At 57.7% G+C, this 14,347-nt stretch carries 12 protein-coding genes; 3 read left to right on the top strand and 9 right to left on the bottom strand.

The window, feature by feature from the left end; all coding sequences use genetic code 11:
- Nucleotides 1-690: 690 nt before the first annotated feature.
- From cas4 to Q1A00_RS12760, 9 genes are all read right to left on the bottom strand, one after another.
- Complete coding sequence (gene cas4, locus Q1A00_RS12800; RefSeq protein WP_298402773.1) at nt 691-1,299, bottom strand: CRISPR-associated protein Cas4; 609 nt, start codon at nt 1,297-1,299, stop codon at nt 691-693.
- Nucleotides 1,286-1,543, bottom strand: a complete 258-nt coding sequence (gene cas2 / locus Q1A00_RS12795) for a CRISPR-associated endonuclease Cas2 (protein WP_298402772.1) — start codon at nt 1,541-1,543, stop codon at nt 1,286-1,288. Before cas2 ends, cas4 begins: the two co-directional genes overlap by 14 nt.
- A gap of 12 nt (nt 1,544-1,555) precedes the next feature.
- Nucleotides 1,556-2,569 (bottom strand): CRISPR-associated endonuclease Cas1, encoded by a 1,014-nt coding sequence (cas1, locus tag Q1A00_RS12790; protein ID WP_298402771.1) that lies wholly within the window; start codon nt 2,567-2,569, stop codon nt 1,556-1,558.
- Between the two features lie 192 nt (nt 2,570-2,761).
- The gene (gene cas6 / locus Q1A00_RS12785; protein WP_298402769.1) at nt 2,762-3,739 is read right to left on the bottom strand and encodes a CRISPR system precrRNA processing endoribonuclease RAMP protein Cas6; all 978 of its coding nucleotides are present in this window, start codon (nt 3,737-3,739) and stop codon (nt 2,762-2,764) included.
- Between the two features lie 2 nt (nt 3,740-3,741).
- Entirely contained in the window at nt 3,742-6,090 is a 2,349-nt protein-coding gene (gene cas3 / locus Q1A00_RS12780) for a CRISPR-associated helicase Cas3' (protein ID WP_298483307.1), read from the bottom strand.
- A complete protein-coding gene (cas5, locus tag Q1A00_RS12775) occupies nt 6,068-6,805 on the bottom strand; it encodes a CRISPR-associated protein Cas5 (RefSeq protein ID WP_299757175.1) in 738 nt (245 codons plus the stop codon). Before cas5 ends, cas3 begins: the two co-directional genes overlap by 23 nt.
- Before the next feature lie 193 nt (nt 6,806-6,998).
- Entirely contained in the window at nt 6,999-8,090 is a 1,092-nt protein-coding gene (gene cas7i / locus Q1A00_RS12770; RefSeq protein WP_298483308.1) for a type I-B CRISPR-associated protein Cas7/Cst2/DevR, read from the bottom strand.
- Between the two features lie 163 nt (nt 8,091-8,253).
- On the bottom strand, nt 8,254-9,750 hold the full coding sequence (gene cas8a1 / locus Q1A00_RS12765) for a type I-B CRISPR-associated protein Cas8b1/Cst1 (protein ID WP_298408121.1): 1,497 nt from the start codon (nt 9,748-9,750) through the stop codon (nt 8,254-8,256).
- A 116-nt stretch (nt 9,751-9,866) separates the two neighbouring features.
- Nucleotides 9,867-10,040, bottom strand: a complete 174-nt coding sequence (locus Q1A00_RS12760) for an HTH domain-containing protein (RefSeq protein WP_299757170.1) — start codon at nt 10,038-10,040, stop codon at nt 9,867-9,869.
- A gap of 248 nt (nt 10,041-10,288) precedes the next feature.
- Here Q1A00_RS12760 and rlmN point away from each other — a divergent pair, with 248 nt between their 5' ends.
- The 3 genes from rlmN (at nt 10,289) to Q1A00_RS12745 (ending at nt 14,103) form a co-directional block, all read left to right on the top strand.
- Complete coding sequence (gene rlmN, locus Q1A00_RS12755) at nt 10,289-11,386, top strand: 23S rRNA (adenine(2503)-C(2))-methyltransferase RlmN (RefSeq protein ID WP_298408108.1); 1,098 nt, start codon at nt 10,289-10,291, stop codon at nt 11,384-11,386.
- Between the two features lie 76 nt (nt 11,387-11,462).
- Nucleotides 11,463-12,779, top strand: coding sequence for a histidine--tRNA ligase (gene hisS, locus Q1A00_RS12750; RefSeq protein WP_298408105.1), 1,317 nt, complete (start codon nt 11,463-11,465; stop codon nt 12,777-12,779).
- A gap of 37 nt (nt 12,780-12,816) precedes the next feature.
- Nucleotides 12,817-14,103 (top strand): DUF58 domain-containing protein, encoded by a 1,287-nt coding sequence (locus Q1A00_RS12745; RefSeq protein ID WP_298408103.1) that lies wholly within the window; start codon nt 12,817-12,819, stop codon nt 14,101-14,103.
- The last annotated feature ends 244 nt before the right edge of the window (nt 14,104-14,347 follow it).

Raw genomic sequence — 14,347 nt, 5'->3', positions numbered from 1 at the left:
ACCACCGTCCGCGTGTTTCAGTGCTCTACCGTGAGCCGAAATTATTGAAATGGCGATGGCTGAGATATATTTAACCCCATCCTTCCGGGTTTCAGTGCTCTACCGTGAGCCGAAATTATTGAAATGTCGATGCGGTGACGGTGCCGGCGCCGTTGCCCGAGGTTTCAGTGCTCTACCGTGAGCCGAAATTATTGAAATGTAGAGTGACCAGACCTTCATGACGTTGTACTCTACCGCGTTTCAGTGCTCTACCGTGAGCCGAAATTATTGAAATCGAACCTCTCTTTCTCTGACCTACCGCTGTGATCACCCTCGCGACTTTTAATCAACGCTTCAGAAACGTTTCTGTGCAGCTAGTATACACCGCTCTTTGCCCCCTTGCAAGCTACGTTTGCCTGTAGTACCGCAACTTGCACCTTGTAGGAAAAGACTATCGAGTTGCGAACGGCTTTGATCACTTTCTGAAGGCGCTCATTGACGATTGCACCTTCAGCGGCTACGTGCGTTTTAGCGCTTTACCGTGAGCTAAAATCATTGAAAGTCGCTATGCTTCGGAGATGAGTTTGCAATCGTTCTAACCCAAGAGCGTGAGTGGATGCTCCTTTCTATGCAAGAAAGATTCGGTTAGTCTCCGCCCCGACGTAAGGAGTTGCGAGTGAGACGTTTATAGAGCCGGTTTTAGCGCTATGCTCATACGACGTCGTTACAAAAGCGGCGAAATTCGCAGTTGACACAGAGCGCTCGACTACTAGGTGGCGGTGGAAGTGTCTCGGTGAGAATAGCACGCTGGATGGCAGTGATTGCTTCACGCACATTTTGGCGTAGTTGCGGACTGATCACGACTTTTTCCGCTCTGCGTAAGGGGATGTGATATATCCATCCTGTTTCTACCGGTAATCCCCACACTTCTTCAATCAGAAGTGCATATGCGCCAACTTGTAGTTTAAAGTGTGGCCCCGCCGCTTGCTCGCTGTCTTTGTAGTCGACAACAACAACTTTCGCTGCCGGATCGTTCCGATTTGGAATGGCAATCGCTAGATCAAGAATGCCTCTGACGCCGAGCGGTTCTGAACGTAAGTAGACGTTAAAGAATCGTTCACCAGTTTTAAGACCATACGTGCGGAGCGACCGCCGCTCTTCGCGATCTTCTTCCGCTCGATGACTAGCCGCACCCTGCCGCATCAGATCGGTTTTGGGTCGGATAGCCGGTAAGCAGTACGTGTACCAGACTACCCGCTGGCAGTAGCGCCATTGCTTAATGTCGCTGACTTCGATAGTGCTGAGATCAGGTATCGTCATATCGTTGCTCCAAGGTTCGCCGTTCGCTCCACGTTTTGGCGTCGAAGGCGAAGAGTTGAACGTTCGCGGTGCAGCCCTTGACCCGGCGCACGATTTCACCGAAGAGCGCGCGTTGATGGGCGCGACTGAGGTTGCCGGCGAAGGCGCTGTATTGGATCCGTTGTAGGCCGTAGTCGAGACAGGCGTCGGCGACGCGCTGTCGTGCTCGGTCGTTAGGGATGTCGTAGATGACAAGGCATTGCATAGCCGCCCTCGCTTACCAACCCATTACAAACGGTGTGTAGCTTGGACGTTCACCACGTACAAAGGTGGCGATGTGACGTGCTTGACACTGAAGAATGTGCCGCAATGGCTGTCGCTTGCCTTCGTATGGCTCGGTAGATTCGAGCCGCTCGAGCACTTTGCTGATGATCCGTTCGCGAGTTGGTTGATCGAGCCGCCCATCTTCTTCTCGTCCGATCTGCCAACCACGCGTGATTTGGCCGAGAAGTGGACGATCGACGACTGCCTGCCGGAATTCTTCGATTAGATCGAGTACAAGACTCGGTTTGCCCGGCCGGTCGGCATGCAAGAGGCCGGCATACGGGTCGAGGCCGGCTAGGACGATGGCATGTTCGACTTGGCCGTATAAAACGCCGTAGCCGTAGTTGAGTGCTTGGTTGAACGGATCGCTCGCGCCGCGAGTTTCGCGCCCCGGCCAGTTGAGTTCGGCCGGTACCAGTAGACTAATGGCTTGCCAGTAGCGCGCCGCATAGCGGCCTTCAATCCCCATCAGCTCTTCACGCAACTCGTCAACCGTCTCGCCCCGCAGCCGCTCAACCGCAATTTGGTAGTCAACCACTTCGCCTGCGACCGCCATGAGCTGTTCGTAGACTGCTGGCGCGGTCTCTCTCCGATTTTTTGCGGCATAGCGTAGCAGATTGGCTTGATTGCCGAGTTTGCCAAGCGTGAAGGCACGAGCAAGGGCGACGCCGGTCGGCCCGTCGTAAGCGCGCAGTTGTGCGCGCCGGGTGAGGACGGTGCCGGTGAGGCCGGCGCTGTAGAGGCTAGCTTGGGGGGTGCCGTTGATGCTGATGAAGTGGATCGGAATCCCTTCCTCACTGCATGCTCGCACGGCGTCGCTGCTGATCGCAACCCCGCCGCCGCAGATGATGACCTGCCGCAGGTGCATAATTGGCACCTCGCGTTTTTGGCCATTGTCGTTGGTGACTCGCAGCCGGCCTTGGTGTTTGCCAATGAAGCTACCGCGTTCGTCAACGATTAGTTCCATCGCGTAGTCATCCTTTCTTGTCGTCTACCGGCGTCGCCCGATAGATAATAAATTGTTAAGGTGCCAAAACTATTACACAGAGCGCACAGGGCTGAGATGAGTGTTCGTTGGTTGCGCGCTGCTCGTGCATCCATGCATACTCTGAAAGGACCGGTTTTGTCAAGATACAGCAATGGTGCAACATCTGACACGTTAGGGCAATACTGCCATACCCTCCGGCGTATACCAGCCGTCACCTTTGACCGCGTTGCGTCCAACGTGGATCAGACTGCCCCAAACGATCAGTTCACGCAGTGGTTCGAGCGATCCGCTGAATGTAGCACTGCCGATCAGTCCGCCTACCGGCGTGCGCCGTTGCTGGCGAGCCGAGAAACTCACGACATCTATCCAGCGGGTGTGATCGGCGGTGGTTGTCACTTGCTCGGCCATGGCGAGTAACCCACGAAAATCGAGTTCGAGGGGGCCACCGCCATACGCACGGCTGAGATCGTCGAGCCGACGCATCAGGCGTTGGATGAGCGGCCGCAGCGTCAACCGCTTGACTAATCGATCTTGGTCGATGAGCCGGAGCGGCGTATGAAAGACGAGCATGATCTGATCGGTCGGCAACCGCGCCGCGTAATCACGTACCGCCGCTTCATCAATCGGCAGACTGGGAAAGGTGGCATGGCCGCCCGGTAGCGGGTAGAGCATCTGCCGCTCGCCGCTCAGCGGGTTGTATGCTTCAATCGCGTTGAGCTTGATCGTGCCGCGCCGGCGGCCTAGCTCAGCAAGCGGGATGCCGATCCCATCCCGTTCGAGTTCACGCACCGCCATGACAATGAAGGGGAAGAAGACCTCGGCTTGGCCGAAGAGAGCAAGGCCAAACCGGATGGTCTCGCCAGCTTGGTAGCGCCTTCCACTGTCGCGGGGCGGGCGCACCACATACGGGCGGGGGCGCTGGTCGCTGCCTTTTTCGTCTTCACTTCGCATCGGTGCAACGAGCGCGGCTACTGGGCAATGATTGAATAGTGGGCAGCCGGCGCAGGTGGTGGCACTCTTGTTGGCGCAGAACCGGTTCCAGAGCGCGTTGGAAATCGCGCCGCGTACGGCCGGCCCGCTTTGATCGGCGAGTACCACCGGTGTGGTAGCCGTGGCAGTGAACACGAGATGATGAACGGTAAGACTCATCCTTAGCTCCAATCAGGATCAATCACGATGTCACGAAACGAGAGACCGTTGCGCGAGTCGTAAGGAAGCTGTGCCACCCACACCCGCCGCCGACCGGTCTCCTCTGCCGGCAGGAGCTTGCCCTGATTGCGTAAGATGGCGAACCGCTGTTTGCTGATGCTGATGAGATAGTCGTTCGCTTCAATAAACTTTTCTGCCACAATTAAATTAATGTAGTCGCGCTCGAAGCATTGCGGTAGCACATCAACGCCGTCAAACATGCGCTCGAAGTCGTCTTCGCGCTGTTCGTCGCTCTGAAATGGTCGTAACCCGCTGATGATCCGCTCGACCTGCTGCGCCATCCGCTGGTAGGCGTCGCTCCATTGCTGGCTGAGCACAGGATCGGCGTAGATGCGGTCGAGCCACTCGTTGGTCACCGCTTCGTCAATAATCTCGCCGTCGTGCTGTTCGAGTTCGGCTAGGGTTACCCGCACGATGTGACCAGACCGATTCGGATCGCGGTCACGACCGTACACGCCTTGCCCATCAGTTGGCTGGCGGAAGACGTAGACCGGGCAGATGCCTTTTGTGCCACGCCGGTTCACCCGGCCAAACCGTTGCAAGAGCGCTTCGAGTGGCGCTGGATCGGTGTAGGCTACATCAAGATCGATATCAAGACTAACTTCAACCACTTGCGTGGCAATGAGGGCAAGCGGCGGCCGATTGACTGCACCGCCGGCACAATACTTACGAATGGTCTGTTCGAGTCGATTGCGGTCGCCGTAGGTAAAGCGGCTGTGGATCAAGATGAGTTGCTCGTCGTGCAGACCAGCCTGCGCCAGCTTATCGCGCATCTCTTGTGCGCGGGCAACAGTGTTGGCGCAGACCAGAACCTGCTTCCCGTTACGCACCGCAGCCACGATCTCCTCAACCGTTGTCTGGTCGGTTATTTCACCATCACGTAGATGAAGACGATGACGACGAAAACGCTCAAAGATCTCTGGTGTTGCGCTGATCATCGGGGCATTGCCTAGCGCAGTTTGCAGATGGTTGCGAATAATTTTTGGAAAGGTGGCCGACATAACGAAGAAGCGGGCCGCGAATTGTTGGCGTAGGTAACGCATCAAACCGATAATGAGCGCTAACCGCTCTGGTTCGTAGGCGTGAATCTCATCGAAAACAAACGCAGCGTGGGTATAGTCGGTAAGCATTGCTTCAAAACCACGCAATTGGAAGAGGGCTTTAAGCAACTGATATGGGCTGAGCACTTTAAGCGGACGAGCATGCAAGGTGTTGAGGTTCTTTTCCCATTGCACCTGCCGCGCTGCGGTTGCTGACCACTCATCTCCGTCACGGAACCGAGCGTAGAGCGCTTGGGCGGCCCGACCGTGTTGTAATCCAACCGCATCTTCGCCAAAAGAGTGTCGTAGCCGGTCGTACATTGCGTTCATACTCGCCTGATACGGTAAGGTGTAGAAGATGCGCGCCGGTGGGTGACTGCCATCACCGAACGCCCAGTAGAGCGCCGCTTCGGTCTTGCCGCTGCCGGTTGGAGCCATCAGTAACGCCGATTGACCACTAGCCCCAGCACTTTGCCGCTGGTGATCGTAGACCTGCTGCCCAGCCGGGAGCAGTCGGCTCGCTAACGCTTGCCACGACTCGGTAATCGGCTCCGGTAATTGGGGCAGATGCGCCGACGCGATGTGATCAGCAGTGGTGATGAGGCCACGGAGCAGGATGCCGGGTAGACGTGCGGCGTAGTCATGCTCTAGCTCGGCCACCCAGTCGTGATAGAGCTGTAACCAGTAGCGCACCCGCTTGGCGTCGATTATCACTGGTCGCGGTTCAATTTTATCCACCACCACGGCTAACCCCAAGGCGTTGCGCCACGGATTGGCGCATGTCGCCAGCCAATCGGCCAGCAACCCGATGGTGCTGGCGTCCACTTCGTTGCACAGCTCGACCAGTGGATCATTACGCATGCCTAACGGATAGGACTTCGCGATCTCCGCTTCATCGCGGTGGTGGGAGACAATTGCGGCAACGAGCCAACGCTGCTCATCGTCGCTGAACCCATGCGCAATCGCATCCACGAAGGCCAGCGAGAGCACTTCGTGGCGATGCGGCCACACCGGCCCGCCGCGCAGCCGGTATTGAAAGCCGCGCGCTGCCTTGCCGAAGTCGTGCAGAAACGCCGCCCAATAGAGGCAGTGCCACAACCGGGCGGGGCCGGCAAGCTGCGGACGCAACCGGTAGAGATCGGCTAGGCGGCAGAGCACCTCCCACGTATGCGCGGCCAACGTCTCGCCACCGTGTTGCACACTCTTCGCCAGCAGATGATCGATCGCGTTAGGCCATGGTGATGGCTTCATCGGCGGCTCCCACAAAGCTATGAAACCATAAGCCCAACGGCAACCCATCAACCCGCGGTGCGGTCGGGTCACTCCAATAGACCGGCTGCTGGTCGCCGTACCGTAGCATCTGCACGCTCGTCACCCGCTCGCGCAGCATCAAATAGCGGGCAAAGGTCGGCCGTCGCCGGTCGCGGTAATTGATCCAGCGTGGCATCAGCGTCACTACGCCAGCCGGCACATGCGCCGCCATTGCGAACGGCAAGAGCGTATACTCGAAGTAGACCTGCTCTGTCTGTTGTAGTTCGATAATCTCGATCTGGGTGTAAGCAGCTAAATCTTGCGAACGGCCTAACACGACCGGATAGCGCGGATAGCGAAAGGCGTCGATCCAGTCGGGCCGATTGAGGTAGAGCGTTAACCGTGGAAAGAGCAAGATGTGGCGTTTGAACGGGTTGACGTTCCCCTCCAACACCTTGCGTTCGCCTCCCGGCAGCTTGCCCGACGCAGCCGACAGCACGTGAGTGTGTTCGAGATCATGGCCCTCGCCGGCGACGGTGAAATGGTACGCGAACACCAACCCCTCCGGATCAACCCACTCGCCAAGTGCGCTGCACACATGGCCGTAGACCGTAGCCGGCGGCGGCAGCGGGAAGCTCGGTTGCACGCCGAGCATAAAGTGCGGGTAGCGGAAGGATGTTGTCATCCCTTCCAGCACAATCTTAAGCGCTTGCATTACTTGCTCCCATTGTTTGAACGCAAAGGCGCAGCGTATGCAAAGGGCGCAAAGGTTTTCTGAGACGGGGTGTGAACACGGTGAGACACCAACGCGCATCCCTTTGCGTGCTTCGCGCTCTTCGCACCTTTGCGTTTCAAAATCTTTGCGTCTTTCGCGGAGCCGGATAGCCGTCCGGCGTTACGGCGCCTTATCAATCTAACCAATCTGGATGCTGATCGCAGGCTGCGACAAAGTTCAAAAACGCCTCCCGCGGGTGGCTTAGCTCGATACGCGGCAAACGCTGCTCGGCAACACTGGCATTATGTTCGGCCACAAACTGCTCAAACGCAGTGCGCGCCTCGTCGAGATAACCCTTCACCCAGCCGACATACACTGGCGACAGGATGCCATCGGCGAACACGCGCAATGCCTCGCGCAGCGCGTCGATCTTGATCTCAGGTTGGCCAGCGCGATTGGCCCCCACCGTATGGTGGAAGATGTGATTCCCGCCTTTGGTCACGGCAAAGATTGCTAACGCCGGACTGACATCGGTATAGTGCAGCGTCTGTTTTGCTCCGCCTTCGAGCTGCGCCATCCCGGTGAAGAGTGCTTTGACCCGCGCTAACCGCTCCGCTTTGGGCAAGCGGTACGACTTTTCCGCCGCCAAATGCTCGACACCGGGGTAATCGGTTGCAAGCTTCACTTGCTTATCGTCAAGGTTGCGGAACCCGGTGCGGTTGCGGTACGAGAAGGTGCCGCACGACCACAAATCGAGCGAGAAGAGGCCCTTAAGCGTCGCGCGGTAGAACTGATGCTCGTGTGGCACCGGGTTGCCTTCGTGGCGCGACATCACGCCAAAATCGTTGGTCGGGTTGACCGGGGCAATCGAGACCAGCGTGCTCACCCGCAACGGCGACGCCCGCGTGATCGTGTCCGTCACCGGCGTCGCATCTTCCAGCATTGTCATTTGCTCACGGCTCTTTTTAGCCGTATCCGACTTGCCCGGCGCGCGCATATATCCGAATAGGTCGTCATCCCAATACCGGATTGGGTTCGCAGCGGTGTAGGCGATCTTCTCTTCGCGGAAGATCGGCGACGCTTTCCATTCCGGCACCCGCTCTTCAAGCGTTGTGCGCAGCCAGTAGCGAAACGCCTGCGCCGAAACATACGGGAAGTTACCGGCTTTGGTCGAGATCATCTTTACCCCGACAGTGTTATCCTCACGCTCGCCGGGGATCGCGCCCAGATTGTTGAGCGCCGACGCTGGCGCATCAATCAAGAAGAGACCGGTTACGAACGCCATTGGGTGTCCTCCTTATTGCTATCAGTGTGTGCTCGAACATCCCCTGCCGGTTGTGCCCCTCTAGAGGAGGGTTAGGGTGGGGGCCACAACCCCTATCAAAAACCTTTGCGTGCTTGGCGATCGTTGCGATTGAAGCCTCCGCGCTTTTGCCTCCTCTGCGCCTTTACCCCTCAGCCACTTCCTCTTCGCTCGGAATGGCATCGGCGTTATCGGCGATCCAATAGCGCAACTGCTCGATCATACGGATCAACACCAAATCACGCATGAGCCGCCAATCGTTGCGTAACACCTCCTCACCTTCCATAAACAGCGCCAGAAAACTATCCAGATCGAACAGCGTCTCGGCCCCGCGCTTATAACGGGTGTAGTCGATATTCGTCTTGTTCAGCAGCGTCAAAAAGTGATCACTCCGCTGCACGGTAAAGAATTGGCGGAAAAAGCGTTTGCCACCCTGATTGCGAGTATAATCCGCCAACTTATCGCCCAATTCCTTCAACTTCGCCACCCGATCATCGGTCATAAGTAATACCTCCTGAACAAAGAGTTCAACCAGCGGCCATGAAACAAGATCAGCTTCGCGGCGCGGCGAGTAATCGCGGCGCGGATCGTCGTCGGACTGGCGCAGTTCGGGGATACGCAGAAAGTAGATGCGCACAAAGCGCGCGGCCTGCGCCGGCAGGGTGAAGAGGTCTTCGTACAGATAGTTGATACGCGGCTCGCTGGATCCGGCGGCTTTGCCGCGCTTGCCCGACGTCGCCGGACGCTGCCAGCTCCGGTCTACCAACTCGTTCCAGATCGCGCGGTAGGCCGGCGTGTGAACCGCTAGCAAGAAGCTGGTAATCTGCAATGGCAAGTGGTAGATTTCGAGCGATGGCGACTGGCCATTGTTGAAAGAGTAGGCCGTCACCGTTGGCCGCCGTTCGCGCCGCACTTCTTCCTGCATTTGGCGACGGATAATCTCGGCCAACGTCTCGATCAACAACGTCTTTAGGCTGCGTGGCGAACCGGGCAACTTCTCCTCGTTGGCTGCCTGTGCCTTAGCGATATCGTTCAGATTGCGCTCCAAGAAGCGCTTGGCGAAATTGATCGTCAACTGCTCATCGTCACTATGCACAGCCAGCAAGCCACCACCAACCTTAGCGCACCCCAACGGCATTGCCTGCACGGCTAGAATTGCTTCTGGGGCCATCGGTAAGCCGGGATCACCATTGATAAAGAAGTTAATCGAATCATCGCCTTGCAACAACGGTACCTGCGCCCGCCCAACCCGACCCGGCTGTAGCTTGCCCGATAACGCTTGCGCTGCAGCCGGTAAACCAGTGAAGAGGCAGGTTTCCATCACGCTTGCGCTTTGCATCCACTGACGCAAGTGCCGATCAGCCCAATACTTCCGTTTTTGCTGCGCCTCTGCTTTTTTGTCAGGCTGATCAAACCGATTAGGATCGAATGCCGACTGGGCAAACCACGCATTGCTGGTAAATGCCATCGTCAAAAAGCGACGCAACGGTTGCCGCACGTAGTTTGCCTCAATATAGTCGGCAATCTGCTGCAAATCGCTCTCATCGAGATCGGCAAACCGCCGTCTACCGGTGAACGCGGCTATCGTCGCAAAACCAACATCGACAAACGGGTGTCCGGTATACGTGATCTGGACTGACATCGTTTCTCCTCATCCGTAACGTACACGTCCACAGGTTTCACTTCAGCGCCCGTAACCTCTGTATAAGTTATACCATCCCACCTTGCCAAAAATGGCAACAACTCCGCCCATATTCATCACGAACGTTGAAAGAGGTACAACCGACCCTTCATATCCTCAAACAACAGAATCCCGTGCTCTTCAAGCAACGGCAAGTCGCGTATGACGGTCGAACGCGGCACGCCAAGTCGACTCGCCAGTTCGGCCGCAGTGAGTGGTTGGTCAGACAATAATGTAGCGTACTGTTGCAAGCGCTTTCGTTTCTCATGCTTGCTGCCAAACATCGCCATCCCTCCGGGTAAGAGAATGTCTATGCAACGACAACCGGAGTCTTCCACGACTGTGTTGCCAGTACTGCAACACGGCCACTATCATCATAGCAAACAATTCGTTCACAAATGTGAGCATAGAAAACCAATTTTGGACTTTTTTGCCTAGGAGGATGCGGCCCCTCCATTTCTGCTGGTGAGCGTTATCTTCTTACGCGCAACGTGGTACAATGCTACGTGCTATGGAACAACGCTGCTTGTATGACTACAACCTGCTTGAACTTACTGAGTTGCTACGCGGATGGGGCGAGCCGGCTTTTCGTGCTCGCCAACTATACCGCCAGCTCTACGTTAATCTCACTGCCAGCACCGAACAAATGACCGACCTACCGGCAGCGCTGCGCGCGCGGCTGGCTGAAATGCCGCTCTCGACGTTGCGCCTCGAACGGGTGCAGATTGGCGACGAGGGTCTGACCCGTAAGGCGCTGTTCCGTTTGCCCGATGGCGCCGTGGTCGAAACGGTGCTGATGGTCTACCCCGACCGCTCGACGGTGTGTGTCTCGACTCAAGCCGGTTGCGGCATGGGTTGCGTCTTCTGCGCCACCGGTCAGCTTGGTTTGCTGCGCAACCTGAGCAGCGGTGAGATCGTTGCCCAAGCGATCTGGGCTTCTCAAGAGCTGCGCGCGATGGGTGCCGCTGGCCCGGCTGGCCGGGTGAGTAATCTAGTTTTTATGGGGATGGGCGAACCGTTCGCCAATTACGACCGCTGGTGGCAGGCGGTTGAGCGACTGCACGATCCGCAAGGCTTTCATCTCGGCGCGCGCAGTATGACCGTCTCAACCGTTGGGTTGGTCAAAGGCATTGAACGGCTGGCTGCCGAGAAGCTGCCGATCAACCTCGCTATCTCGCTCCACGCACCCGACGATACCCTGCGCAGTGAGTTGATGCCGGTAAATCGTCGTTACCCGATTGCCGAGCTAATGGCCGCCACACGCAGGTATGTTGAGCAGACACGGCGGCGGGTGTCGTTTGAATATGTCCTCTTGCAAGGCAAGAACGATCATCCACATCAAGCCATCGCCCTTGCCCGCCTCCTTCGGCGTGAAGCGCCGCGCGGCCCAATGTTATTCCATGTCAATCTCATTCCATGGAACCCAGTGCCCGGCACACCGCTCAGCCGCTCTGAATGGCAACGGGTCACTGCCTTCCAGCAGATTTTGACCGACTACAGGATTCCATGCACTGTGCGCGTTGAACGTGGGGTTGAGATTGCCGCTGCCTGCGGCCAGTTGGCCGGGCAACAAGGGGTAGTAGTACAGCCAAGCTGACGCCGATGGAGTGCGGCAGTGGAACTGCCGCACCCTTCAAAGAATAACGTTTTCGACAGCGCAATTGAGAACACCTATGCCCGCTATTCAAAATGTCAAAGGAATGCGCGACCATCTGCCGGCTGATATGATGCTACGGCAGTATATTGTCAACACGCTGACGCGGATCAGCGAAGCACACGGCTTCGAGCCGCTGCAAACGCCGGTGATCGAGTACGCCGAGACCTTAGAAGGCAAGCTGGGTGATGATGAGAAGCTGATCTACCGTTTTGAAGATCACGGCGGGCGCCGGTTAGCGTTGCGTTATGACCAAACCGTACCGTTAGCCCGCGTCACGGCCCAGTATGCCAGCCAACTGGCCCTGCCGTGGCGGCGCTACGCCTACGGGCCGAGCTACCGCGGCGAACGGCCCGCCCGTGGCCGCTACCGTGAGTTCTACCAATTCGATCTCGATATTGTCGGCAGCGCCTCGCCGCTGGCCGATGCCGAGATTATCGCGATCCTATGTGAGGCACTAGCTGCCCTCGGCTTCCCCGGCTTTATCACCCTGCTCAACCATCGCCAGATCATCGGTGGTATTGCTCGCGTCAGCGGCTTGTCGGAAGAAGCCGCCAGCGGTGTCTACCGCGCCATCGATAAGTTCGACAAGATCGGGGCCGATGGGGTACGCACCGAGTTGCTCAAATCGGGGGTGGCTGAAGCCGCGGCAAACCACATTCTTGAACTGGTGCAGATTGAAGGCGCACCCGCAGAGGTACTGGCAGCGTTGGAACAAGCCCTTGCTGGTGATGAACGCGCGCAGACCGCAATCGCAAATCTGCGCGCTGTGATCGCCGGTCTCACTGCAATGGGAGTGCCTGCCGAGCAGTACCGGGTTGCGCCGCGCTTGGCCCGTGGCCTGTCGTACTACACCGGCGTCGTCTTCGAGGCGATCACCCCCCATTGGCCAGAGGGTTCGCTACTCGGCGGCGGGCGCTACGACAACCTGATCGGCCTCTTCGCCGGACGCAACATTCCGACGGTTGGCCTCGCTTTCGGCATCGACCGCTTGCACGATGTGATGCTCGAACTCAACCTCGGCCCACGTCCGCGCACCACCGCCGTCGCCTTTGTCACCCTCTTCGGCCCCGAACAGGTCGCCGAAAGTCTGGCGTTGGCCGCCGAATTGCGCGCCGCCGGGATCAACACCTTGATCGCTCTTGAACCGGGTAATCTCGGCAAGCAATTCAAAGAAGCCGACCGGCGCGGCGTGCGCTTTGCATTGGTGCTCGGCCCCGACGAAGTGGCCCGCAGTGAGGTTGTGATCAAGGATTTGCAACGCGGTGAACAGCGTTCGTTGCCACGTACCGCTGTTGTTGGTCTGCTCGCCGAAGTGTTGAATGAAGGCAAATAGCGACAGTCCACTGCAACGTCGCCGCTACAGGGGTGATATGAACCTTACCCGCCCGCTGCTCGTCTTGCTGCTCGCCGGCGTCAGCTTCATCGCCGCCCAAACCACCGGTCAGCGTCTCTTTTTCCACCTGAGCTACATTCTTGCCGGGCTGCCGTTGGTGGCATTGGTATGGACGTGGCTCAATTTGTATGGTCTACAGATTGACCGCGAACATACCAGCCTGCGCGCACACGTCGGTGAGTACACCCGGGAACGGATCGTTGTTCACAATCGCTGGTGGCTCCCAAAATTATGGATCGAGCTGCAAGATGAGTCAGACCTGCCAAACCATGAAGCTGGATTTGTCGCCTATTTGGGTAGCTACGAGGCAACTCGCTGGACAACTCGCACACGCTGTACCCATCGCGGTCGTTTTCGGTTAGGGCCAACGCGCATCATCAGCAGTGATCCGTTTGGCCTGTTTCGCTTTTCTCGCTTGATTCCCGGTAGTGGCGAGATCATTGTGTATCCGCCGACCGAAGAGATTGCCACGTTTCGCCTCCCCGGTGCAGAATTGTCGGGCGGCTCAACGTGTCTGATTCGCGCTCACAGTGTTACTCCCAATGTAGCCACGATTCGCGATTACCAGCCCGGCGATAGTCTCAATCGTATACACTGGCGGAGCACAGCCCGCCATGGACGGTTGATGGTGAAAGAGTTCGAGCTTGACCCGGCTGCCGATATTTATCTCGTACTCGATCTCAACGAACGAACGGTGGTCTCCCTCCCTCGTGAACCAGCAACGACTGATGAGCGACTGTCTACACGAGCGCGGCAACGCCAGCCATCGCTTCGCTATCGGCAGCCCCCTGAGTCAACCGAAGAGCACGCGGTTAACGTTACTGCCTCGCTGGCCCGCACCCTACTGGCCCAAAACCGGATCGTTGGCCTGTTAACGTGGAGCGAACAGCTCGAAGTTATCCCTGCCGAACGCGAAGAGCGCCAATTGTGGAAGATGCTTGAGCTGTTGGCGGTCGTACATGCCAACGGTCAACACTCGCTCGCCGAGCTGCTGGTGGCCGAGGGGCAACGATTTAGCCGCGACACCACGCTGATCATCATCACGGCTGATCTTGACCCGCGCTGGGTGACAGCGCTGCAACACTATCTCTACCGGGGCATCCGGGCCGCCGTAATGTTCATTGACCCGCTCAGCTACGGTGGCTGGCACGATCCAGAACCACTGCTTAACCATCTCGCTAGCCTGAAGATCGACGTATATCGGCTACAGCGTGGTGATGCGCTCGCCGATGCCTTGCGCCAACCGCTGGTGCTGGCGGCATAAAGAAGCCCGCGCAGCGGGCTGATGGCCCCTCGCTCCCCCGGCCCCTCCGGGGGTAAAGAGTCGCGCCCCCGCCCTCGCTGGGGGAGGAATTAGGGGTGGGGACAACAAGGCGCACCCAAAGGCCATACACCGCGTCTGCGCTCAAGTATTCTGTCCGCCAAACCCGCTCATTGGCACAATCCCCCTTCATCAACCTTGCCTCACAGTAATCATTTCTTCTCTTGTTATCGCGCACATTTCGCTT

The organism is uncultured Chloroflexus sp. (genome assembly GCF_938091255.1).
Lineage (GTDB): Bacteria > Chloroflexota > Chloroflexia > Chloroflexales > Chloroflexaceae > Chloroflexus.
Note: the sequence above shows the minus strand (reverse complement) of the source record. Positions and strands in the feature narration are given on the sequence as shown.

Excerpts from the sequence above, each read along its gene's own strand:
- cas4 (WP_298402773.1), bottom strand. The coding sequence starts at position 1,299 with ATGACGATACCTGATCTCAGCACTATCGAAGTCAGCGACATTAAGCAA.
- cas2 (WP_298402772.1), bottom strand. The coding sequence starts at position 1,543 with ATGCAATGCCTTGTCATCTACGACATCCCTAACGACCGAGCACGACAG.
- cas1 (WP_298402771.1), bottom strand. The coding sequence starts at position 2,569 with ATGGAACTAATCGTTGACGAACGCGGTAGCTTCATTGGCAAACACCAA.
- cas6 (WP_298402769.1), bottom strand. The coding sequence starts at position 3,739 with ATGAGTCTTACCGTTCATCATCTCGTGTTCACTGCCACGGCTACCACA.
- cas3 (WP_298483307.1), bottom strand. The coding sequence starts at position 6,090 with ATGAAGCCATCACCATGGCCTAACGCGATCGATCATCTGCTGGCGAAG.
- cas5 (WP_299757175.1), bottom strand. The coding sequence starts at position 6,805 with ATGCAAGCGCTTAAGATTGTGCTGGAAGGGATGACAACATCCTTCCGC.
- cas7i (WP_298483308.1), bottom strand. The coding sequence starts at position 8,090 with ATGGCGTTCGTAACCGGTCTCTTCTTGATTGATGCGCCAGCGTCGGCG.
- cas8a1 (WP_298408121.1), bottom strand. The coding sequence starts at position 9,750 with ATGTCAGTCCAGATCACGTATACCGGACACCCGTTTGTCGATGTTGGT.
- rlmN (WP_298408108.1), top strand. The coding sequence starts at position 10,289 with ATGCTACGTGCTATGGAACAACGCTGCTTGTATGACTACAACCTGCTT.
- hisS (WP_298408105.1), top strand. The coding sequence starts at position 11,463 with ATGCCCGCTATTCAAAATGTCAAAGGAATGCGCGACCATCTGCCGGCT.
- Q1A00_RS12745 (WP_298408103.1), top strand. The coding sequence starts at position 12,817 with ATGAACCTTACCCGCCCGCTGCTCGTCTTGCTGCTCGCCGGCGTCAGC.